The organism is Vibrio sp. PID17_43, from assembly GCF_002608565.1.
Classification (GTDB): Bacteria; Pseudomonadota; Gammaproteobacteria; order Enterobacterales; family Vibrionaceae; genus Vibrio.
Map to the genome: position 1 here is coordinate 19,669 of NZ_LIXM01000011.1, position 23,320 is coordinate 42,988.

The 23,320-nt window shown below is 41.2% G+C and carries 17 protein-coding genes; 11 read left to right on the forward strand and 6 right to left on the reverse strand.

Going from position 1 to position 23,320, the window contains the following annotated elements; all coding sequences use genetic code 11:
* Nucleotides 1-3: 3 nt before the first annotated feature.
* From AK965_RS09530 to AK965_RS09555, 6 genes are all read right to left on the reverse strand, one after another.
* On the reverse strand, nucleotides 4-1,887 hold the full coding sequence (locus AK965_RS09530) for an acyltransferase family protein (RefSeq protein ID WP_253252682.1): 1,884 nt from the start codon (nucleotides 1,885-1,887) through the stop codon (nucleotides 4-6).
* 175 nt (nucleotides 1,888-2,062) lie between these two features.
* Nucleotides 2,063-4,636: a PHP domain-containing protein gene (locus AK965_RS09535; RefSeq protein ID WP_099079375.1), complete on the reverse strand. Its 2,574-nt coding sequence runs from the start codon at nucleotides 4,634-4,636 to the stop codon at nucleotides 2,063-2,065.
* 99 nt (nucleotides 4,637-4,735) lie between these two features.
* Complete coding sequence (locus AK965_RS09540) at nucleotides 4,736-6,190, reverse strand: hypothetical protein (RefSeq protein ID WP_099079376.1); 1,455 nt, start codon at nucleotides 6,188-6,190, stop codon at nucleotides 4,736-4,738.
* Complete coding sequence (locus AK965_RS09545; protein WP_099079377.1) at nucleotides 6,177-6,992, reverse strand: XrtA-associated tyrosine autokinase; 816 nt, start codon at nucleotides 6,990-6,992, stop codon at nucleotides 6,177-6,179. The genes AK965_RS09540 and AK965_RS09545 overlap by 14 nt, the downstream gene beginning before the upstream one ends.
* 45 nt (nucleotides 6,993-7,037) lie before the next feature.
* On the reverse strand, nucleotides 7,038-8,570 hold the full coding sequence (locus AK965_RS09550; RefSeq protein ID WP_099079378.1) for an XrtA system polysaccharide chain length determinant: 1,533 nt from the start codon (nucleotides 8,568-8,570) through the stop codon (nucleotides 7,038-7,040).
* 17 nt (nucleotides 8,571-8,587) lie between these two features.
* Nucleotides 8,588-9,238, reverse strand: a complete 651-nt coding sequence (locus AK965_RS09555; protein ID WP_099079379.1) for an XrtA/PEP-CTERM system exopolysaccharide export protein — start codon at nucleotides 9,236-9,238, stop codon at nucleotides 8,588-8,590.
* Nucleotides 9,239-9,835: 597 nt separating this feature from the next.
* On the opposite strand from AK965_RS09555, the gene AK965_RS09560 reads away from it, so the two are divergent.
* The 11 genes from AK965_RS09560 (at nucleotide 9,836) to AK965_RS09610 (ending at nucleotide 23,251) form a co-directional block, all read left to right on the forward strand.
* Nucleotides 9,836-11,236 (forward strand): TIGR03013 family XrtA/PEP-CTERM system glycosyltransferase, encoded by a 1,401-nt coding sequence (locus tag AK965_RS09560; protein WP_099079380.1) that lies wholly within the window; start codon nucleotides 9,836-9,838, stop codon nucleotides 11,234-11,236.
* A gap of 4 nt (nucleotides 11,237-11,240) precedes the next feature.
* Entirely contained in the window at nucleotides 11,241-12,167 is a 927-nt protein-coding gene (locus AK965_RS09565; RefSeq protein ID WP_099079381.1) for an XrtA system polysaccharide deacetylase, read from the forward strand.
* Entirely contained in the window at nucleotides 12,109-13,152 is a 1,044-nt protein-coding gene (locus AK965_RS09570; RefSeq protein ID WP_099079382.1) for a FemAB family XrtA/PEP-CTERM system-associated protein, read from the forward strand. Before AK965_RS09565 ends, AK965_RS09570 begins: the two co-directional genes overlap by 59 nt.
* 3 nt (nucleotides 13,153-13,155) lie before the next feature.
* Nucleotides 13,156-14,373, forward strand: coding sequence for a TIGR03087 family PEP-CTERM/XrtA system glycosyltransferase (locus AK965_RS09575; protein ID WP_099079383.1), 1,218 nt, complete (start codon nucleotides 13,156-13,158; stop codon nucleotides 14,371-14,373).
* Nucleotides 14,366-15,802 carry an exosortase A gene (gene xrtA / locus AK965_RS09580; protein WP_099079384.1) on the forward strand — a complete coding sequence of 479 codons (1,437 nt, stop codon included), beginning with the start codon at nucleotides 14,366-14,368 and terminating at the stop codon, nucleotides 15,800-15,802. Before AK965_RS09575 ends, xrtA begins: the two co-directional genes overlap by 8 nt.
* Before the next feature lie 14 nt (nucleotides 15,803-15,816).
* Nucleotides 15,817-17,697, forward strand: coding sequence for an XrtA/PEP-CTERM system amidotransferase (locus AK965_RS09585; protein WP_099079385.1), 1,881 nt, complete (start codon nucleotides 15,817-15,819; stop codon nucleotides 17,695-17,697).
* A 6-nt stretch (nucleotides 17,698-17,703) separates the two neighbouring features.
* The gene (locus tag AK965_RS09590) at nucleotides 17,704-18,903 is read left to right on the forward strand and encodes a glycosyltransferase family 4 protein (RefSeq protein ID WP_099079386.1); all 1,200 of its coding nucleotides are present in this window, start codon (nucleotides 17,704-17,706) and stop codon (nucleotides 18,901-18,903) included.
* A gap of 66 nt (nucleotides 18,904-18,969) precedes the next feature.
* Complete coding sequence (locus AK965_RS09595) at nucleotides 18,970-20,139, forward strand: glycosyltransferase (RefSeq protein WP_099079387.1); 1,170 nt, start codon at nucleotides 18,970-18,972, stop codon at nucleotides 20,137-20,139.
* A 15-nt stretch (nucleotides 20,140-20,154) separates the two neighbouring features.
* Nucleotides 20,155-21,252: a glycosyltransferase family 4 protein gene (locus AK965_RS09600; protein ID WP_099079388.1), complete on the forward strand. Its 1,098-nt coding sequence runs from the start codon at nucleotides 20,155-20,157 to the stop codon at nucleotides 21,250-21,252.
* A 12-nt stretch (nucleotides 21,253-21,264) separates the two neighbouring features.
* Nucleotides 21,265-22,155: a glycosyltransferase family A protein gene (locus tag AK965_RS09605; RefSeq protein WP_099079389.1), complete on the forward strand. Its 891-nt coding sequence runs from the start codon at nucleotides 21,265-21,267 to the stop codon at nucleotides 22,153-22,155.
* A gap of 73 nt (nucleotides 22,156-22,228) precedes the next feature.
* Nucleotides 22,229-23,251 carry a glycosyltransferase gene (locus AK965_RS09610; RefSeq protein WP_099079390.1) on the forward strand — a complete coding sequence of 341 codons (1,023 nt, stop codon included), beginning with the start codon at nucleotides 22,229-22,231 and terminating at the stop codon, nucleotides 23,249-23,251.
* Nucleotides 23,252-23,320: the final 69 nt, after the last annotated feature.

The following is a 23,320-nucleotide window of genomic DNA, read 5'->3' on the forward strand; positions in this document are numbered from 1 at the left end:
CTCTTAATGGGTGGAAATTAGATCCGTCAGTAATCTTGCGCCATCAACAGATGGATGATGATCATCAAAATACAACGCTTTACCATCCCTAACTGCAAAACAGTCTTTATCATCACAAAATGCATCCGTCGGGTCTATGAAAATCACATTGTCGGGATAACTCGTGTTCTTAAAGTGATTAAGAATAACTTCATTTCTCTTGTTATAAAAAGTCAAAGTAGTTCCGAGCACTTCATGGAAACCAAGATTACTCAACCATACTTTTGAGAGTAACAGCCCTATTGGTTTCTTTATCTCCGGAATAGGCAAATAAACATAGATATTCTTTTTACTTTTTGACAACTCCATAATTGCACGATCGACTGATTCCAATATCTCTTGGAAATTGTCATATAGCGGTCCAACATTAGGATAACTAGACAAATGATCGCCTAGCAAAGCAACAGAGTACCGGTGATTAAACACAACGTTTTGAATTCTGCTTTCATTAAGTATGCTCTTAACTGACTCGTTATACCATTTAGCACATTTTGAAAACCCATTCCCCTGCCCATAGGAAGGAAAACAACCAGAGAAGCTAAAGTGCTTAACACCACGTCCTGATTCTTTTAACTTTTCAGCTAAAGCATATGCAATTTCAACAGTGTGACTATCTCCTAATATCGCCCACTGAACATCGTTCTCAAAATACTCACAAGAATCCTCAGGTCGTTGGTATTCTCCTATGTGACACTTGTCTCTGTAAGGACTTGGATTGGCCATCGCCATAAGTGACTTAAACTCCATTGGTAGTCGATTGACATATCCTTTTTCGATAACCACCATAGAGGCTAAAACAGATACCCCTGCAACCATAGCCAAAGCTTTAACTTTCAGAATATCACGCCACGTTAAGTACCCAGAAAATCTATAACTTTCGATAAACTTAAAGCTTACAAACCCAAAAACTAAAGACAATATAATTCCATATAGAGACCAATTTCCAATATCAAAATAATAGCCAAACACCAAAATAGGCCAATGCCATAAGTAAATAGAATATGACCACTTACCTAAACACTGAAAAGCAAAGTTATTGGTCACAACGCTAGATTGCCGATTGGCAAGAACCATTAGGTAAGTGCCAAAGACAGGTAATAGTGAAAAATAACCAGGCCAAGGTACATCGCTCGATACAAAAAAGTATGAAACCAAAATCAAGGCTAAACCAATGCCTTCAATCAGCTTCTTTTTCTTTTCAGAACTAAGGCTCCAAGGGTAAAGAAAAGCAATCCCCCCCATCATCATTTCCCATGCCCGAGTAGGAAGAAGGTAATAAGCTGCATTGGGCCACTTCATCGTTGCAGCTGCACTAAGTACAAAACCTAACACAACACCAATGATGATTAACCTCTTTAAGTTCTCAAGAGAGATATATCGCTTTAGTGCTATAAGAACTATTGGATAAAGAATATAGAACTGCCATTCGACAGAGAGAGACCATGTGTGTAAAAGCCACTTCTCATTTGAAGCTGCATCAAAGTATCCAGACTCACTCCAATAGGTCACATTCGATAGGAAAACGATACTACTCACCACATGTCTTCCTAATGAGCTATAGTCTACGTGTGTGAGATAAAACCAACCAAAAATCAAGAGAACAAGACACAAAACAGCAAGCGCTGGAATAATCCGGTTAGCTCTAGCTACATAAAACTTAAACAAGTTGAAATTATTGTTCTCTAACCCTCTAAAAATAATCCCCGTCATCAAAAAGCCAGAGAGAACAAAGAACACATCTACACCAGCAAAACCACCTGGAACCCAAGATGGGTTAAAGTGGAAAAGAACCACAGCAATGACGGCTATTGCCCTTAATCCATTTATGTCATTTCTAAAATTCATCATTGATTTTAACTCGGCACCTGTCAGAGTTTGTGTCTAGATACTGTTTCCCATACTCTAATCACCCTGTTGACGCTCTCCCGTCGAACATATCCTCTATAAGGGAATTGGCTGTTAGTGTCTACACAGCGCCAATAAGTAGCTTCCGAAGTAGTAGGGCTATACACTTATCGATAATTTAGTTTGTTTCATCTATTGCTCTAACCATAATGGGGTTCGTATAGAACATATAGTCACCGTTAATAGGTTGGAAACTACGCCCTCTCAACCTTATAGCCATATCTCCACCCACAGCCAGTACTGGTACCGACATTACTATGCGATGACCGATCTTATAATCTTCTACATCAAATACTTGGCTTGTCACCGTTTCATTCGAGATAACGATTAACTCTACCTGTTCTAATTTTGTTGGCTTTCCTTTCCAGTTAAGTTCATTTAACGTTAGCTCAATATTGACTGTCAGCTTTTCGACGCCACTGATAGGTACTGTCTCTCCCATAATGGCAGGTCTTTCTAGCTTATCGTGCTTCAGCTCAAATTTTAGATCCCTTACGACTTTACCGTGACTAGCAAAAAAAGAGCCTTTACGTAATGCCTCTATTACTCCATTAATTGAATTGTCCCGCGAATAGACCCTAGTTTCTGAAAATTGACAAGGCCAATAATCACCTCTCGTACCATGAAAATCAGAAGGTGCACGTGCCCCCCAAAGTAATTTCCCTTTGCCAAGTAGATTATCCCACACCCCACCAACCTCTGAGACAACAGGGTCCCATCGGTCATGTGTCTTAAATTTATGGAAATACGAACCAATTTTATCACCAGGAACTCGTTGATGGCCTGGAGCTCCGGAAAAGCCTAAAAAAACACTGTTTTCTTTCGCCCAATCCTCCAAATTTCTAAGAGTCTCTTCAAAACTGTCGACTTTGCGGCTAGGGTGATTATAAAAAACTGCAGGTAAAACTGGGTAAGAATCGAAGCTACTTTCAAGCCACTTAAGCCCATCCCTCACAGATGAAAATGGGTTGTTAGGGTTTCTATAGTCATCGAACTGACGTCGAAACTGACTCGCTATCATGGCGGCAGTATGCCCTTCTGGGAACAGCAGCGTCGCATGCTCTCGTCCCTCATACGGAGGTAAATTCCATTCCAAGCCAGAAATAATTGAAAGTGTTGGAAATGCGCGATCGATTGCTTCAATTTCAAGAAAATAGTCTAATGAACCTGCATGTAAATCACCGTCTGAATGATCAGTAATCGCAATCGCATCGCACCCATAGCTCACCGCTTTATTGGCGATTTGTTCTATCGAATGCCCACCATCGGAATGCTTCGTGTGGATATGAGTATCGACAGCCAACCAAACACCATTGGAAGCCCAAGGGATAGTGTCAATTATAGCTAAACTCTTGTTTCTGGATAAATCATCTAAAGAACTGTTTTGATATAAGGTGAGAGCTTGCACTTCTGCTTGTAGTTTCTCTATCGTTTTAGTGTACTCCTCATTTTCAGTACTACCAATGACCTTTTCAAAGTCTTCAGAAGTTATAGAGCGATGCCGATTAACATTCGGAAAAAAAAGGGCTTCGGAATGACTAGCGATAAGAAGGTTTTGTGAGTGAACGGCATTAATTTTACGACTCGAGATAAAATTAGAAAATCTTGCACCAGCGATATCTGCGGCTAAATCAGAAATATCAAAACCAGAACCATCTTGATTAGCATCAAACAACTCTTTTAGTTCGCCCATATTATTAGCAATTGCTTCGCTACCAACTCTTTCAATAATAGCAGAATATAAAAAGTGCAGTGCTAAATCATTTCTGTTATTAAGAGATGCTGTCTTTGATGAGAGATTAGATAATTTAGTACCTATTGAATATGTATCAGCATCTATTAGCTCTGCAAAGCGATGGTTTGCGAATGCCATCGCGACCGCCCACAATGCATACTCATTTTCTTTTCTAGCATCACTAATGCGGCTTCTCTCTTTTGCATGTTGAAATACAACATTAAATATTTCTGATAGAGAAAGCTTTCTTTTTCTCATGATGACATCACTTTCCAACATAAACTCTAAATAGCTACCTATAACATCAGGATCAATTTTATTATTGTATCTTGAACTAAATGATTTTATAAATGAAGATATATCAGACAAACCAGATTTGATATAATTCTTTAGATCACCATTTTTTATCGCTCTTAAGCGTAATGTATTATCTTCTATTTCTATACTTTTTATAAATTGCTCAAAAATATCATTAACACCAGAATCAAATACTATTTTTAAAAAAACACTAACCCCGAATTCAACCAAAGAGCCAGGGACATAAATCCCGCCTACCTGACATGAATCGATGGCGTTATTACCATCTGGGATGATAAAGCAAGAAACGTTGACATATCGATTATTAATAAAACCGCTTAAATCTAAGGTTCCTAATACTACCGCACCATAATGAGAAACCTTAATCTCAAAATTCATATTAGGTGTAAGATGTGAAGCAACTTTAAATATAGATGTTAATTTTTCACCACTGATCTCTACTTCTATTTCATCCTCCAAACCAAAGATGACACCGGATACGTATTGATATTTATCCACTGCATCTTTGACCTCTTTTGGATTAATGTAAACATCAGAAACCAATGGTTTTTTAGATAACAAAAAAAATAGCGGCAAAAATAAAACAATCATAACAAACAGAATTAAAACCTTCCATTTATAACGCCTCAACTTGTCCATCTTTGACAATCACCTCATTGTAAACCCAATTTCAACTCTTTATATCTCACCTATTGATTAAAACATCAAAAATAAAATCATGCACTAACAAGGAATAAGTTAGTATTCAACTGAAACTGTAAAATTAGCTCTATTTTCTTTGTATATCGAACTATTGGCATGACGTAAGGACACGTCCCAAAAAATGCTGTTTGAAATCTGATTTTCTAAAGAAACATCGAATATACGGTAATAATTAATCAGAGATTCAGTTGGTTCAGAATCAAATTTATCTATATCAAATTGAAAGCTAGCAGACAATGAAGTCAAATTAGAGATATTGTGCAAAATGGCAAGTTTACTTCCATAAAGCTTACTGTCTCCTACATTATCACTTCCTACATTATCACTGTCAGAGAGTATTAGCCTCTCTTGAGCACGAAGGTCAAAACTAAACGTTGTTCTGCGTGTAATAAACGACGAGTTCATACTCAACTCTTTGACAAGTTGGAATTCCTCTATATTTTCTCCTACAACAAAAAATTGGCGTTCAAATCCTTCAAGTTCTTCACGATAGCTAATGGTGTTAGTCATTCTTTTGTTTATATTAATCAGCGTAAAGTCATAGGAATCCCCATAAAACTTTCTTGTGTAATCAAATGCTAAGAATGTTCTTGGGTTAGGATTAAGACTAACAGCCCACCTCCAAAAGTCCCTATCGTTAATCGAAAATTCGTAACCCAATTCAACATAAGATCTCCGATGTAGATAATATCGTACTCCAGGTCCCCAACTCCCAGATTCAACAACTTTATCTTGATTGCCTGTTGTATATCCTTCATAGTACGCGTGAATGAGAGGGCTCACCCCATATACAGTCTGAATTCCAACTTCTTGGTCGATCTCATAGTTATAATAGGATTCTTTTGTATTAGCAGATATGTTTTTTTCGTAAGAATAATCCGTCAACCAAAAATAATCCTTCTCAGACAAACCATTTTGAAAAACTATATTGCTTTCTATAGCATAATAATCACCTATACCATCTTCGTTAGATGTAGCGCTCCCATAAATGGATCCATAAATATCAAAATAACCTCTTGGATTATTCTGATATGAAATTTCTGCGTCTATCGAACGAGTTTCTATCGTGTTACCAGAAATAATATCAGGGTTAGCATTATCTTGAATAGAACGAGCAATATTGGTAATCGTAGCGTTAGTTTCTAACTCTACAGAGTCCTTATATATTTTTCTATTTGCGAAGAGTGAAAGTTCATTAAACAATTTATTTTCACTAGAGTCTTGCAGGTTAAACGTTTGATATACATCGTAGCCAAACAGCAACTCTCCATTATTTCCAATAGATTCAGTGATAACACCGGCGGACCATGTTGATACGAATCCACTGTTTTCATTTGTTGAATCTAAATTTATGTTATCGGAGTAAGTTAATTCGACCGAAGCCGTTGGACTAATCTCTACATTCGCGGAAAATACATTTTTAACGATGATAGATGATAAAATTAATATTATCCCCTCTAACTTTAGATATTTACAACTAGCCATACCCATAACCGTAACCATATTGACTTAGCTTATAGTTAACAGACTTATTAAGAATAAATCCAATGGCTAACCTGCTATCGAGCTGAGACACCGCCTCTTTGATAGATGAAATTTTCGTTTTGTTGTGTTCGACCACAACCACAACCTGACCGACGAGTTTTGACAACGAGATGGTTTCAATAACACCGAGAAGAGGCGGGCCATCGAACAGCACGATACGATCACTGTAACGGCTTGCTAATTCACTTGCCAATGCCAACATCTTGTCACTGGCCAAAAGTTCGTAGCTCAAATGATGAGCTTCACCTGAAGGCATTATCCGAAGGTTCTCTACTGAAGTGTTGTAAATAATACTCTCTACATCCGATACATCACCGTTTAAGTAGTCGATTAAACCAGGTCTATTATCAATATTAAGTATTCTGTTAACACTAGGATTTAGCACATCCGCATCAACGAGTAATACTGATTTGTTTTTCTCTAACGAAAGCATCATAGCTAAGTTAACAGCGCAGAAGGTTTTACCTTCATTTGCTGTCGAGCTAGAAACCATGATTAGATTGCCATTCTCATGGCTATTTGCTCCAGAGCCAAATGCATTGCTTACCAATTTATGTTTTATTGCACGAAACTCATCATTAACTCCTTGTTTATTCCCATTACTTCTTACGCAAACCATCCCCTTCTTTTTTAGATCTTCAACATCTATAACGATAATGTCTTTCTTTAAAAATCCAGGTTCATTGATTTCTTTCGTTCGCTCTTCTAAAGATAATTCACCGCTCTCTTCTGATTTTGAGTTGTGCATCCTTTCCCCCAAACGCATTTTATTGTAATAAATAAACTATCGAATCTACCTAATCATGCTATATATTGATGGAACAGTATTGATAACCAGTAACATGAACAACACGCTTAACAACATTAAGGTCATAAAAATAAATACCATTAACCTTTTCTTTTCTGCTGCTAGTAAACCAGAGCACGCTGTAGCCGACACAACACCAAAAACAGGCACTCCTGTCATCTGATAAAGTTGGTTTGGTGAAGTGGCCACTGGATACATCTGGCTCATAATAAACGACACCCCAAAGCCTGCCCCAACGCCAGCGACCAGAACGGCTAATAATAGTAGTAAGCGATTTGGGCCAGAAGGTGATGTCGGTATTGAAGGAGGCTCAATGATTTTGAATTTAATGTCTTCCGAAGCATTTCCGACGCTATTAGAAATAGAGGCAGTTTCACCTCGAGACATAAGCTCTAGATACTTTCCTTTAGTGACTTCGTAATTTCTTGTCAGTGATGTAAGCATAGCCTCAACATCTGGCACAATATCAAGCTTACTTTGATACTCGTCTATCTTCGCTTTGTGTTTTTCGACGCGTACTTCTAGCGATGCGATTTCATTGTTAAGTCGGTAAATCGAGATTTTTAAGTCCTGATAGACTAAATTATCATTTAAACTGTTGTCTACAGTGATATTTTTCACCGACTGACTTTTTAACTGTTTTAGCTCTAATAACTGTCGTTTAGTCTCAACGACATCAGGGTGTTTCTGTGTATATCGGAATAGAAGCTCATCTAAACGCATTTCGACAGCCTCAATCCTAGCGTCATACTCAGTCTGAATGGTGAATATTTGGCTCAATGCATTTTGCTTTTCTTCTTCGAGCTGAAGCTTGGCTCTAGCAACACCAGATCTTGCCTCTTTTAGGGCTAATTCTGCTTGTTCTAAATCAGACTTCTCTGATTCAAGATTTGAGTAGTAACTTTGATCACTACCAGGAAGAAGCCCGATATATTCTCGCTTAAAATCTGCTAAGTCTTTTTCTGCTTCGACTAATCGGTTTTCATAATATTCAATTTGGTCATTAATGACATAACGGGCTTGTTCAGCATCAAGTCGTTTATCTCCTAAACTGCTTTCAATAAATACGTTTAGCGCCGCTTGTACTACATTTTTGGCAAAAACTGGGTTTTCACCAGTATAACTGATTGTATATAAATTATTTCTACCCGCAGACCTAATTATTATTCCTGACTTCAAGTCATTTAATAATTCTTCGTATTCTTCTGGAGTAGTTGCCCTAATGTTAGCATCAACTTCATTTCCAATAACTTCGAGATTTCTCGTATTAAGTAATGTCTTTGCCATCAATTCCAATCTTTGGGAAGGATCCGTTTGTATTGCAAGCCCTCGTAGAAGTGGGCCAAGAATAGACTGTGTATCTGCGTAAACTTTTGCCTCTGATGTATACTGATTTGGCAGTAAAGTAACGCCAATCCACCCGATTGGACAAATGATCCAGGCCAAAATGAGCATATACCTTCTTTGCAACCAAATTCCCTGGAGATAGTAAGCCAACAACTTAACTTGTTCTTGCATGTATTGTTCTTCCCTGATTAAAACCACGCCTCTGGAATGATGATAATATCGCCAGGTAAAATATCGACATTCGCCTCTATATCACCGTCTCTCAGTAAGTCATCCATTCTTAAACCGAATTGTTTTTGCTGATTTTTAATCACTCTTATAAGTCGAGCGTTATTTCCGTCGGCAAAATCTGTTAATCCTCCAACCTCAATCATCACGTCAAAGAGCGTCATGTTTTCTTTATAATTGATAGCCTGAGGCTCTAACGCTTCACCCATTACCCGAACCTGCTCGCTGAATGGGCCAACAAAGGTGTCCACCGAGATAGAGACTATTGGATCTCTTATATACACAGATAGTTGGGCTTCAAGCTCTCTAGCGAGGAACGTTGGTGTCTTGCCAGCAACAACAATATCATCGACCAGTTGGGTAGAAATCATGCCATCAGGACGAACCGTATACGTTCCTGATGCCTCTGGATTTCCCCACACCGAAATGGTTAAAGAGTCTCCTGGGCCAATAAGGTAACGATAGTTATTAATGTCCTCAGTCAAGGATGGGTGGATTGTTGCCGTGGGTAACGAAGGTAAATCGTTAGTGGTACAGCCTATCATCAGCCAAACACAACTCAAAACGAATGCTTGTTTAGATTCTCTGTAGAATTGGCAAATTGCACTCATACATGCTTCCTTAGAATTCCTTTTCTCATCCATATCTTTACGTTCCGCTGCCACGTAAACTCAGAGTTCAACGTACCGAATGTTTCGTACTATGACTCCCTTTCCTATTTCCGAATGTACAAAGACATGAAAATCTATAGCTATACAAGAATCTAATATAGAACATGAATTTACACTCTGCACATTAGTTGACAGAAAAAACATGCCCCAAGAAATGCAAAAGTAAAATGTCAGTTACACCCAACATTGTTTTCAGTGGCACCACTCTTTTACCTATTTACATTGTGTAATACTACTCTTCAACATGCTTCCTTAACCTTCTGATTACCAAAATAATTACGGCGAGATTATCCAAATTAAGTAGGACACTACAAACCGCTACATTAAGATCTGAATCCTAATTGTGATTCGTTCATCACGGATTTACTTGAGTCATTAGGCGAACTGTCTTCTACAAGCAAACACTAAACTAAAGTGAAAATAGTCTAATATTGCATTGGATCTAACAACAAAACCCGTCTAAGTTTCATAAGTGTGTGACTCCCAAAATGTATTTAATTTGCTTTAGTGAGTTCTTAATTATGTCAGGGATAGGATATGTCGAGCGCTAAATTTCACGGATTGAATACCAATAATACTTTAATGATAGTTACTGATTTCATGGTGGTTTTTTTCAGTTTCATACTGACAATATTCTGCGCGAAGTTGTTCACGAGTGACTTTTATTTAAGTAATTCTAATATTGATGTTTATGTGCAATTCTTCATCTTTGCTCTGCCTTTACATTTAACGCTGTTAGGTGTTGGTTTATACAACGAAAAACTCAGGGAAACCTTTTATGGCATTCTAATTCGAATATTTGTCGCTGTTTTATTGGCTTATATATTAACCAGACTACTAAGCCATTTATTTATTGCAGACTTTTTCCCTCATTCATTCAATGAGTTATTATCCGTCTTCGCATTTTTTTCGCTGTCGATCTGCCGCTTTATCATGTTAAAGCTAGGGTTGAATCAATTGGTTAAGCGACGCATCCTAATCCTTGGTTCAGGGAAAAGGGCAAGTATCATTGAGCAATGTATGCGCCGTAGCTCCGATCGTATTGGGCTTGATTTTGTCGGTTTTGTCACTATTGAAGGCGATGCCCAGCAACAGATAAATGACGAACAAGTCATCAAAATCTCAGAACCGATTGATACTTTTGTAAGGCATAAGCAGATTGATGAACTCGTTATTGCAATTGATGAACGTCGAAATAACCTGCCCTTTGAAGAATTGCTCCGCTTAAAACAAGTGGGAGTGCAAATTACCGACATCATTGAATTTGTTGAGCGAGAAACTGGGCAAGTCGCCGTCAACTACCTCAACCCATCTTGGTTTCTTTTCCAGAACCATCGCTCAAAGAACCAATTGAGAACAAACTTGTATTGGTTGTTCAATGGTGCGATCGCGATTTCAATCGCTCTATTAACCCTCCCAGTGATGGCACTTACTGTGGTGGCCATCAAACTAGAAGGCGGGCGACATTTTCCTATCCTGTACTCTCAAGAGCGAGTCGGACTAAACGGCAGACGTTTCTTTATATACAAATTTACGAGCATGCGTACTGACGCAGAAAAAAATGGTGTTCAGTGGGCGCAACAAGATGACCCCCGAGTAACTAAAGTCGGTAAGTTCATTCGGAAATTTCGTATTGATGAACTTCCACAGCTCTACAACGTCATTATCGGTGACATGTACTTCGTTGGTCCGAGGCCAGAGAGACCACAATTTACTCAAGGCTTTAGTAGCTCCATTCCCTATTACAATCAAAGACACAATGTTAAACCAGGTTTAACAGGTTGGGCGCAGCTAAAGTATCCCTATGGCAGCAGTGAAAAGGACGCATTAGAAAAGTTGAAATTCGATCTTTACTACATAAGAAACCGCAACTTTACCTTGGATCTTTTAATTTTATTGAAGACATCCGAGATTATCCTCTTTGGAAAAGGTAGATAGCCGTATGACTGATTTACCAAGCAACGATCACTCTATAGCGCAGTGTGCGATGACCGTCGATGTTGAGGATTATTTTCAAGTAGCAGCCTTTGACAAAGTAATCAAACGTTCAGAATGGGGGACTAAGTACCCTCTACGAATCGAGCGAAGTACGAATAGGATCCTCGAAATTTTCTCAGAACATAATGTAAAGGCAACTTTTTTTATGTTGGGGTGGGTCGCTAATTCATGCCCACAATTGGCTAGAGCAATCACAGAGAACGGGCATGAACTAGCTAGCCATGGCTTCAATCACGAAAGAGCCACCTCTCAGTCCCCAATCGTGTTTAGACAAGATGTTCAACGTAGTAAAGCGTTGCTAGAAGATATAACTGGTGGCCAGATTAAGGGCTATCGAGCACCAAGTTTCTCGATCAACCCACAGAATGAATGGGCATTTAGTGTTTTGGCTGAATTGGGTTTTCTCTACAGCAGTAGTACTTACCCAGTTAAACACGACCATTATGGCGCGCCAGATTGGCCGAAATTGAAGTATCGTCGGCCTGAGGGAATTTACGAAATTCCCATACCGACGTTACATAAATTCAATCGCAGCGTCCCAATTGGCGGGGGTGGTTTTTTCAGACTCTACCCCTACGATTTGAGTAAAGTGTTGATTAACCGCTTTATTCGCGAGACTGGTTTGCCTTATAGCTTTTATTTTCACCCTTGGGAAATCGATCACCAGCAACCTCGCATCGCTGGGATAACCCTGAAATCTCAATTTCGCCACTATCTGAATCTTAATCGAATGGAAGCTCGTATTCAGCACCTATTAACGGATTTTTCATGGAATACGATGAGCCATGTTTTCCAACTGGATGGACTAACGGATGACTCAAAATCTACAAATCAGAAAAATGACTCAACAAGATATGTTGGCCTGGGATAAGTACGTTGACCATCATCAAGACGGTACGTTTTTTCACCTTACCGGTTGGTACACAGTCATACACTCTGTTTTCAAACATAAACCACAATACCTGCTCGCGGAACGCGACCACAACATCGTGGGTGTGTTGCCTCTTTTTGAGCAGAAAAGTGCGATTTTTGGCCACGCGCTGATATCGACACCTTTTTGTGTCTATGGTGGCGTGCTCGCTGACTCTGATGCCATTCGACATAAACTCGAAAAATCAGCACTTGAGCTTGGCGCGTCTTTAAATGTCGACTATGTAGAGCTACGCGATAAAACGCCCCGTGAATCAGAAGGGCCTTGGGTGGCACATTGCCAGCACGCAACGTTTTCATCCGTACTTAGTGATTCTCCCGATCAAATCCTAACTGACATTAAGCGAAAGCAAAGAGCGGTCATTCGCCACTCGCTTAAAAACAACCTGAAATGGGATAACAAAGACGACACGTCGTGCTGCTACGATGTGTATGCTCAAAGCGTTCACAACCTTGGCACTCCCGTCTTCAACAAAAAGCTTTTCGATTCACTAAAAGAAACGTTCGCTGAGCGATGCGAGACACTTGTTATCCATAATGATAAAGATACTCCAGTATCGAGTGTGCTCAGTTTCTACTACAAAGATACAGTACTTCCCTATTACGGAGGCGGTACTCACGATGCTCGAGATTTAAAGAGCAATGATTATATGTACTATCAACTTATGTGCATCGCTAAGGACAAGGGCATGACACAGTTTGACTTCGGTCGAAGCAAAAAAGATTCAGGCTCCTACCAGTACAAAAAACACTGGGGTATGCAGGAGAATAATCTTCACTATCGTATTGCACTAATCAAAGCCAAAAACTTACCGAACCTGTCACCAAACAACCCTAAATATCGGATACTAATAGGGTTATGGAAGAAAATGCCGTTAAGCCTTTCTCGTCAAATAGGGCCCCAACTTTCCAAATATTTAGGCTAGAACATGAAAGAACCGCTACTGTACTTGTGTCATCGTATTCCGTATCCCCCAAACAAGGGGGACAAAATCACGACATTCAATGTTCTGAAGTTCTTGAACAAACACTATGACGTATATGTGGGCTGCTTTATCGATGACCCAAACGACAAACAGTACACTGACAACGTTGCTAAGTTGTGCAAAGAATGTTTTTTTGTCGACCTCAATCCTACCCTAGCCAAAATAAAAGGATTAACTGCATTTGGTCGGGGTGAACCGATCACCTTACCCTATTACCGCAGTTCTAAAATGCAGAGCTGGGTTAATCAAACCATCGCAGAGCACAGCATCACTAAAGCTTTTATATACTCAGGCTGCATGGCGCAATATGTACTCAGGCCCGAATCACCAACCTTATATAAAGTGATGCAGTTTGCGGATATTGATTCTGATAAGTGGCGTCAATATGCATGTTCCTCAAACGGGGTCATGAGCAAAATATACATGCGTGAATACCAGGCTCTCGAAGGGTATGAAAAATACGTTGCAGATAAATTCGAGGTTAGTTGCTTTATCTCGGATGCAGAAGCTTCTCTTTTTAAGGAAATGGTGGACGACCATATTCAACCAAAAATTAAAACCTTAAGTAATGGTATCGACAGTGAATACTTCTCACCGTCAGCTATCGCGAACCTAAATGAAGGTTTTTCCGTTCAAGATGACAACTATATTGTCTTTACCGGCGCAATGGATTATCGACCTAACATCGAGACCGTAACGTGGTTTACTCATCATGTTTGGTCTGAAGTCATTAAACAGTGCCCAGATAGCAAGTTTTATATTGTCGGTTCCTCCCCCCCTAAACAGGTGTTGGAACTGTCCTCATTTTCTGGCGTTATTGTCACTGGTCGTGTCGATGATGTTAGACCTTACCTCGCACATGCTAAAGCGGCTGTCGCTCCTATGCAGATGGCTAGAGGAATCCAGAATAAAATTTTAGAAGCGATGGCAATGGAAAGGCCTGTACTTACGTCAAACCGTGGTATCGAAGGATTGGAAGGGTGCCCTAATGAAAACCTGTATGTCACCGATTCAGAACAAAATATGAGAGCATGGGTGATCAATAAGTTAGAGAGCCCTCCCCTTAACGCCACTGATTCTAGAGTGTGGTTAGAGCAAAATTACAGCTGGGAAGCAAAACTGACCCCTTTGCTGCATTATTTGGGAGCTCGCGGTGATTAAGCTACCCATATATCGCTTTATTCTCCCCCTTATCACTTGGGCTTTTGTTTACCATGAGTCTATAGAAAGCATGGTCACGGTATGGTCGCAATCTAAAACTTATGAACATGGCTTTATTATTGTTCCAATCTCTCTATGGCTCACTTGGCGTAAAAGAGACCAGATCAAGCAAACCCCGTTGGGGAGCAGCTGGATCCCTGTCGTTCTCTTTATATTCCCGACACTGTGCTGGATGTTCGGAAAGGCGGCAGATGTCGCGCTGCTTGAGCATATTGCCGCTATTTTCAGCTTGCAGCTAATACTTTGGGCGTTACTAGGGACTCCCCTAACGAAGATCCTGTTTTTCCCAATATTTTATCTAATTTTCTGTATTCCTTTTGGTGAAGAGCTCGTTCCTTATCTTCAGGTCATTACCGCTGATATCACCGTGTTTGCCCTACAACTCTCAAATATTCCTGTTTATCGTGAAGGGTTATTCCTCGAGATACCTAATGGCCAGTTTGAAGTGGCCGAAGCGTGTTCAGGAATACGATTCCTAATTTCTAGCCTCGCACTCGGGACCTTATTCGCTTACCTCAGCTTCAATAAATGGTGGAAGATACTCATTTTTGTCGGGTTCTCGTTTATTTTTCCGATTATCGCAAATGGCATCCGAGCTTACGGCATTGTGCTCATCGGCTACTTAAGTGACATGAAGTATGCCACTGGCGCGGATCACTTAGTTTACGGGTGGGTCTTCTTCGCTTTCGTCATCGGCATCATCTTCTATATCTCTGATAAGTTTGCCGACAACCCGCGATCTTCGGCTACGTCACAGAAACCGAACCATGTGATTCGAACGCCGGCCAAAACATTGACTATGTCGATATGCTTTACCGCCGTTTTGTTCCTACAATTCAAATGGGAAGCGTCTTTACAAAAAACCGACCAGCAAGCCGTCTCTCCAATTCGTTTACCTGACCAGATAACTGAAGTTCATTCGTCAGTGTGGGGGATCTCTTTCCCGCAGGCACTAACAGTAACGAGGGGCGTCACGCCTGACGGTCGAGTTGAATACTTTTCAGCAAGATATTCCATCCGTCAGAAGCATGGGGAATTAATTAGCTCAGTTAATCACCTCTATGACCAGAATAAATGGGCGCTGAACTCAAACTCGAAACACGTCATTTCACCACAGGTTATTGATGCCTTTAATGCAACGCAACTCACTATCGCTAATCATTACGGCGAGTCAATGAAAGTCCTTTACTGGTATTGCATCGATAATGTCTGTTCGAGTAACCCACTAGAAATAAAACTAATCAAAGCAACGAAATTGATGACTGAACGGTCGGGCACAGCAGATATATTGGCGTTGGCAAGTTTCGATTTGACAGACGAACAACTTCAAGCACTCGCGAAGGCATGGATGGCCAACGGAGACTACTAACAGGGAATCATGTTATGTGTGGAATATCCGGAATATTTAATCTTGAGACCAATGCAGCGATTGACGAGAGCCTATTAAAGCATATCAATCGAGTGCAATCTCACCGAGGGCCTGATGATGAAGGTTACTTCATTGATAGCGACGTTGGCTTAGGTCATCGTAGATTATCAATCATTGACCTCAGTAGTGGACAGCAGCCTATTTTCAATGAAGATCAATCCGTTTGCGTTGTCTTTAACGGCGAGATTTACAACTTCGAATCATTAGTTGCTGAGCTGTCATGTCTTGGCCATCGCTTCTCTACTCATAGTGATACTGAAGTCATTGTTCATGCTTGGGAAGAATGGGGAGTCAAATGTCTTGAACGCTTTCGCGGGATGTTTGCGTTTGCACTGTGGGACAGGAACAAAAAGCGACTTTTTTTAGCGAGAGATAGGCTCGGCAAAAAGCCTCTTTACTACACCAAAACCACATCAGGCCAATTCATTTTTGGTTCTGAGCTCAAGGTATTACTCGCCCATCCAGACGTCGACACAAGGTTACGCGAGCAGATGGCAGAAGAGTTCTTTATGTATGGCTACATACCTGAGCCATTCAGCGCATACAAAAACGTTTATAAGCTCAACGCCGGCCACTATATGCTGTTAGAGCCTTGCACAAAAATCCAACAAACTCGTTACTGGGATCTACCCGTGCCCACCAAAACTCATTCATGGGAAGATGTTCAAACCGAACTGATCGAGCGGCTAAATGAGTCTGTCAGAATTCGCCTGCTCTCCGATGTACCTTTGGGGGCTTTTCTGTCCGGTGGCGTGGATTCAAGTGCTATCACTGCCCTGATGGCTGGCCTGCAAGAAACCCCGGTCAACACGTGTGCAATAGGCTTTAATGAACGTGACTATGACGAAAGTGACTATGCCAACCAAATAGCCGTGAGGTACCAGACCAACCACATAAGCCAAATCGTCTCCTCAAACGATTACCATTTAATAGACAGGCTCAGTACCATTTATGATGAACCTTTTGCCGATAGCTCAGCACTCCCTACCTACCAAGTGTGCCAACTGGCACGGCAAAACGTAAAAGTTGCTTTATCCGGCGATGGCGGTGATGAAGTCTTCGCTGGCTACCGACGTCAAAGAATGCATTTAACCGAACAGCGTCTTAGAGATAAAATCCCCCTACATTTACGCAAATCTCTATTTGGTGGCTTAGCAAGCGTCTACCCTAAAGCCGACTGGGCTCCCAAGCCACTACGAGCAAAAACCACATTACAATCACTGGCGATGAATACGGTCGAGGCATACGCCAACACCATGTCAAAACTGCGAGCAGAACAAAGGCATCAACTTTTTCATCCCGATTATTTGCGTCGCCTCAATGGCTACTCCGGTTTAGAGATCATGCGACAGCATGCTAAGGCGGCACCAACCGATGATCCGTTAAAGCAGATCCAATATTTAGACATCAAAACTTGGCTTCCAGGAGACATATTAACCAAGGTGGATAGAGCCAGCATGGCGCATTCGTTGGAAGTTCGTTCGCCGCTACTCGACCATGTCTTTGTGGAATGGGCATTCTCAATTAAGAGTACGGACAATATCCGAGGCACCGAAGGAAAATACGCCTTCAAGAAAGCGCTTGAACCCTATGTGGACTCAAACATTCTCTACCGCCCAAAAATGGGATTTAGCATTCCTATCGCCGAGTGGTTTAGAGGACCGTTAAAGCACAGCCTCAGCTCAACCATACTTTCTGAAAATATGCTCGACAGTGGTTTTTTTTCTGCCGACACGCTTAAAAAAATGATTAATGAGCATATCGAAGGAAAGAGTAATCACGCCGACGCCCTTTGGTGCCTGCTGATGTTTGCAAAGTTTATGAATAGGCAGTAGTGATAAATGAAGATATTGACAGTAACAACCTTATTCCCTTACGCCAATAACCCAAAGCATGGTGTGTTTATCGAAACTCGGCTACGTCACTTAAAGCAGCATTTTCCTGACGTTGAAATAAAGGTTATCGCTCCGATTCCTTGGTTTCCATTTCGCCAGCCAATGTTTGGTGCGTATGCTTCTTATGCCAATGCTCCACTGCATGAAAATCGTTTTGGGATGGATGTCTACCACCCTCGTTACGTTGTCGTGCCTAAAATTGGAATGACACTCACTCCACATACACTCGCTAATACAATATATAAAAAAGCAGCGGAACTTATCCAGCAAGGCTTTGATTTTGACATAATTGATGGCCACTACTTCTATCCAGATGGGGTGGCCATATCACAAGCTGCAGAAAAACTGGGTAAACCCTTTACAGTCACAGCTCGAGGGACGGATATCAACCTTATTCCCGAATTCACAAAGCCTAAAAAAGATATCCAGGCGGTCCTTAAACGTAGCGATCACAACATGGCGGTTTGTGAAGCGTTAAGGAAGGAGATGATAACGCTGGGAGCGGAACCTAACTCGGTAACCACACTGAGAAATGGTGTGGATCTAGAGCTATTTTCCTATGTGGACGAGTTAAAACAAACCGCACTAAGAGCAGAGCTCAATCTGCCGCAGGATAAACCTATCATCATTTCTGTCGGTCATCTTATTGAACGCAAAGGCCATCACTTCGTTATCGAGTCATTACGACAGCTGCCCAGTGTCTTGCTTCTTATCGCTGGCAATGGACCAGACGAAAATCAACTCAAACAACAGGTCATAAAAAATCAGCTGCAAGATCGCGTCATTTTCCTCGGTAGTCTTAGTCAAAGTGAGCTTGCGAACTACTACGGAGCAGCTAACGCGCTTGTCTTGGCATCAAGCCGTGAAGGGTGGGCGAACGTTCTATTAGAGTCCATGGCCTGTGGAACCCCTGTCGTGGCAACAAATATCTGGGGGACACCGGAAGTGGTTCAAAATATACAGGCCGGTGTCCTTGTTGACAGAGATTCGAACTCGATCGCTCAAGGCGTACAGCATCTGCTAGAAAATCCCCCACAGCGAAATCACACTCGTCTTTACGCAGAACAGTTTGATTGGTTCACCACTTCTCAAGGGCAATACGAAATTTTTCATTCAGTAATGAACAGCTATCAAAAAATAGCATGAGGATATTTGATTCTTAACTTGCTTGCTTAAAGTTAAAAAATACGACCAGACTAAGGGTATAACTCAATGAAGATACTTTATCACCACAGAATCGCGTCTAAAGATGGCCAGTATGTCCATGTGGAAGAAATCATTAATGCCCTTGAAAGCCTTGGTCATCAAATTATTGTCGTTGGTCCAAATGTCTCCGAGGAGGCGGAGTTTGGCAGCGACGGTGGATGGGTATCAAAGCTAAGAAGTGTATTACCGAAAGCGTGCTCGGAAGTGTTGGAGTTTGGCTATGCGTTTTATGTCTTTTTCAAGTTGCTACTTGCTGCTATTAAGCACCGCCCCGATGCTATTTATGAACGCTATAACTTATTTTTGCCAGCTGGAATTTGGGTCAAGAAACTCCTTCGCCTTAAGCTCATTCTGGAAGTGAACTCCCCTCTTTACGACGAACGAAAGCAATACGGAGGCATCACACTAAAACCGCTGGCAAAATGGAGTGAAGTGTATACGTGGCGTAATGCCGATCATGTGTGCCCTGTTACCCATGTGCTCGCTCGCTATATCCTGCAAGTGGGCGTTCCAGCAGACCAAATTACGGTGATCCCCAATGGCATTGACCCTCAAAAGTTCTATCCAACCACTCAGCATGATCGAAATCGTAAATTTGAAAATCAGCTAACCATCGGCTTTGTTGGCTTTTGCCGGGAGTGGCATCAGCTCGATAAATTACTATCCTTGATAGCAGAGCCTGAAAATAACCATTTAATGCTACTTGTCGTGGGTGACGGCCCCGCTGCTGCAACGCTACAGCAACAAGCCCAACAGTTAGGCATTGAAGACCGTTTTCACGTCACTGGTTTAATAGAGAGAAACGATATGCCAGGTTGGCTAGACCAAATTGACATCGCTCTTCAACCTGCTGCAACACCATGGTCATCACCACTTAAGCTCATCGAGTACTTAGCAAAAGGGAAAGCCATTGTCGCACCCAATACCGAAAACATTAGAGAGCTTTTATGTGATAACAAAAACGCGCTTCTGTACGACATGAGCTCACCTGATGACATTTTAGTATGCGTGAAACGAATTCTCGCCGATGAAACCCTGCGGAAACAACTGCAGCTTGAAGCAACAAAAACCATTCAAGATAAGAAGCTGACCTGGCTGAACAATGCGAAACGTATCGAACATATATTTTCAGATATAACGTCTAAGGTATCGATACCGTTTAAGGAAACCGAGTAACGCAAGGAACTGCATGTGAACAAACTGGATAAAAGACTCCACATCGCTTTTTTGATTAATGATATAACAGCTCTTGGTGGTACAGAAAGGATGTGTACTATGATATCAAATGAACTCTTCGCCGCCGGGTTTGAAGTGACGATCATCAGTCACCATGAATCAAAAACAACACCTTTTTTCTTTCTCAATGAATCGGTGAAAAGAGAACAGCTGTTCGATGCATCGAAGTCGTCCCTTCACCATCTCACGCTGCCTTTCGCTATTTCTCGCATGATCTCACAACTTAAGCCTGACCTTATTATCAGCTGTGACACACAAATGTGCCTGTATTCATCGATACCACTGCTGCGCAAAAATCACGTAGCTTGGGAACACTTCAACTCTGGAATTAGCACCAGATTTGGTAGTCGTTGGTTTGGCCGTCGACTTGCCTCGCTCTTGTGCAAAAAAATCATTGTGCTAACAGCAACGGATAAAAGACATTGGATAAATACGCTTCAAACCAACCCTGACAAAGTGGTCGTTATTCCTAATCCCCTACCAATTGAACGACCTAAGAATTGGAACCACTCGGAGAGGAAGAACATCGTATTGGCAGTAGGACGAATGACCGCTCAAAAGGGATTTGATTTACTCATTAGAGCTTGGGCCCAAATCGAACGAGAATCAAAGAAAAACTGGACACTAAGAATCGTCGGCCCCACGGGGAGTGCGAAACCTGAGCTCGAAAAACTTATACGTGAATACCAACTGGAACAGAGTGTCGAGCTTGTTGCTGAGTCCACTCACATCGAGAATGAGTATCAACAAGCAGCGATGTATGTGCTGAGTTCACGCTATGAAGGATTCGGGCTGACCTTGATAGAAGCGATGGGCCAAGGGCTTCCCGTTATTGCGTTCAATTGTCCAATGGGGCCTTCAGAAATCATTGCCGACAAATATGGCAAATTACTGCCAGAGCATAATATTGAACAACTGGCAGAGTGTATTAACAGCTTCTTACTCAGTCCTCAACTTCGTGATGAATATGGCAAACTTGCCTACACACGTTCAGAGGAATACACACCCATCAATATCATCAACAAATGGACATCGATGATCCACCAACTATGAAGGCCTGCAACTATGAGTAAAGTGACAAAAAAAATCCGAATTAATGTGCTCGCTTATAATGAAGCAGATTTCATCGAGCGCTGTCTCAACTCTATCGATCAGTCTTTGTTCGCGCTGAGTAACATGGATGCAGAGGTCAACATCATCTGCAATGGATGTCGTGACGATACATACCCAGTAACTCAACGATACTGCCAAAATAAGGACGGTTGGCAAAGCTTCGACATCCCGCTAGGAGACAAGGCGAACGCCTGGAACTATGCAATCGAATTAGGCAACGATACCCCTCTCATGACTATTTTCATTGATGGAGACTGCACGATTACACCAGGTTCACTCATCAGTATCATGCAGTCATATGATGCTCACCCCGATTGCTACATCATCGCAGGCATACCAAAGACTCAAGGAAGAACGACAGATCACATCATCACAAATACACTAAAAGGAGAGGCGCTAAGCGGAGCGTTCTACGCTGTTACTCCGCTTTTTGTCGAGAAGTTGCAAAAGTTAGACTTTAGGCTACCTGTTGGGTTAATTGGTGATGACAGCCTTTTAGCTTGGGCCGCCAGCCATGATTTTAGACTATCCAATGGTTTTTCCTATGGCTTCATGCGCGGATGTGAAGGTGCCGAATTTTATTATCATCGGCTAACACCAACCAGTTTAAAGAATATTTATCTCTATATTAGGCGATTACATCGCTATAGCCTTAGACACCTCCAACAAAGTGCCATACGAGAACATCTGAACCATTATGACAGCTTCGAATCTTTGCCAGACTCGATTGATAGTATTTACAGTAACATCAAATTCGATCACTTAAGGTTAAAGTCACCAAACAGTGTTTTCGACATGATTAACTATTTTAAAATTAAAAACTCCGCATCAATAGCTACTTAAATCATTACCTAAAAGACGAGTACGCCAAATCTCACTATGGTTTCAAACACAGAAGTTAAAATGGGACATCATCATGAATAGTCACTCTTCCGATAGAAGTAACCAAGAAACTTATGTTGTAATCATCAGCGGAAACTCTCTTGGATTGGAAAATGATTCATTAGTACTTCAGTCTGCTCTAAAAAAAGCGTACCCCTGCATTTCCTCAAAAGTACTCTTGGGAAAGAAAAGTTTCTTAAACAAGGCATTGAGTATCGCCAGTCTCTTTCTAGAGAGAACTCGTGGTAAGGTGTTGGTGTTTATTCATATGGAAGAAATTCAGGCTAAATTGCTCTGGCTTGCAACACAAAATTACTTGATTCCTAATCAAGACTGGTTCCGCCCCCACACAGAGAAAACAACCTTAAGAAACGAAAAAATTGTGTTACTTTGCAAAACCAGAGACGCACTCCAAGCTTTTTCAGATATTAAAAATAGAACGCATTACTTAGGGTTTAGCTCTTTAGACCGTTATCAGTCTCACTCCCAAAAAAGTTTTAGCCGATATTTGCATCTCGCCGGAAAAAGCGAGAAAAAGGGAACATTATCTGTGATTAATTCGTGGAAAAGGCATCCTGAGTGGCCAAAACTGACTTTGCAAACCACCGTCGTTGCTCACATAGAATCAGCGAAAGACGTGAAGAATATTGACCTGATCACAACCAATCAAACTGGGGATGATTTACTCAGCTTGATGAACAGTCACGGCGTTCATATCTGTGTATCCGAAATGGAAGGCTTTGGTCACTATATCGTTGAAGCTCTCTCAACTGGTGCCGTCGTTGTCACAACAGATGGCGCACCTATGAATGAAATTGTCACACCCAACTGCGGCTTTCTGGTCAGTTGCGTCGAAGCAAATCATCAATATAGAGCGAAAGGATTCAAAATCAATGAGCCAGAATTTGAGAGTATCATCACTTCAATCACCAGAATGCCACACCACAAGCTAATGACAATATCGAAATGCAGCCGAAATAGATATCTTGAAATTACATCAACATTCGAAGGAAACGTTAAAGCTCATTTTGATCAATACATTCTTTCAAACAAATAAAGGATAGAGATAGAGATAGAGATTCTTTCTTAAACCATATTGTGGACTACTCGCTTGCCTTGCCATCGT

What these genes read in the sequence shown, in the direction of transcription:
- AK965_RS09530 (WP_253252682.1), bottom strand. Translation starts at nt 1,887, where the DNA reads ATGATGAATTTTAGAAATGACATAAATGGATTAAGGGCAATAGCCGTC.
- AK965_RS09535 (WP_099079375.1), bottom strand. Translation starts at nt 4,636, where the DNA reads ATGGACAAGTTGAGGCGTTATAAATGGAAGGTTTTAATTCTGTTTGTT.
- AK965_RS09540 (WP_099079376.1), bottom strand. Translation starts at nt 6,190, where the DNA reads ATGGGTATGGCTAGTTGTAAATATCTAAAGTTAGAGGGGATAATATTA.
- AK965_RS09545 (WP_099079377.1), bottom strand. Translation starts at nt 6,992, where the DNA reads ATGCACAACTCAAAATCAGAAGAGAGCGGTGAATTATCTTTAGAAGAG.
- AK965_RS09550 (WP_099079378.1), bottom strand. Translation starts at nt 8,570, where the DNA reads ATGCAAGAACAAGTTAAGTTGTTGGCTTACTATCTCCAGGGAATTTGG.
- AK965_RS09555 (WP_099079379.1), bottom strand. Translation starts at nt 9,238, where the DNA reads ATGAGTGCAATTTGCCAATTCTACAGAGAATCTAAACAAGCATTCGTT.
- AK965_RS09560 (WP_099079380.1), top strand. Translation starts at nt 9,836, where the DNA reads ATGTCGAGCGCTAAATTTCACGGATTGAATACCAATAATACTTTAATG.
- AK965_RS09565 (WP_099079381.1), top strand. Translation starts at nt 11,241, where the DNA reads ATGACTGATTTACCAAGCAACGATCACTCTATAGCGCAGTGTGCGATG.
- AK965_RS09570 (WP_099079382.1), top strand. Translation starts at nt 12,109, where the DNA reads ATGACTCAAAATCTACAAATCAGAAAAATGACTCAACAAGATATGTTG.
- AK965_RS09575 (WP_099079383.1), top strand. Translation starts at nt 13,156, where the DNA reads ATGAAAGAACCGCTACTGTACTTGTGTCATCGTATTCCGTATCCCCCA.
- AK965_RS09585 (WP_099079385.1), top strand. Translation starts at nt 15,817, where the DNA reads ATGTGTGGAATATCCGGAATATTTAATCTTGAGACCAATGCAGCGATT.
- AK965_RS09590 (WP_099079386.1), top strand. Translation starts at nt 17,704, where the DNA reads ATGAAGATATTGACAGTAACAACCTTATTCCCTTACGCCAATAACCCA.
- AK965_RS09595 (WP_099079387.1), top strand. Translation starts at nt 18,970, where the DNA reads ATGAAGATACTTTATCACCACAGAATCGCGTCTAAAGATGGCCAGTAT.
- AK965_RS09605 (WP_099079389.1), top strand. Translation starts at nt 21,265, where the DNA reads ATGAGTAAAGTGACAAAAAAAATCCGAATTAATGTGCTCGCTTATAAT.
- AK965_RS09610 (WP_099079390.1), top strand. Translation starts at nt 22,229, where the DNA reads ATGAATAGTCACTCTTCCGATAGAAGTAACCAAGAAACTTATGTTGTA.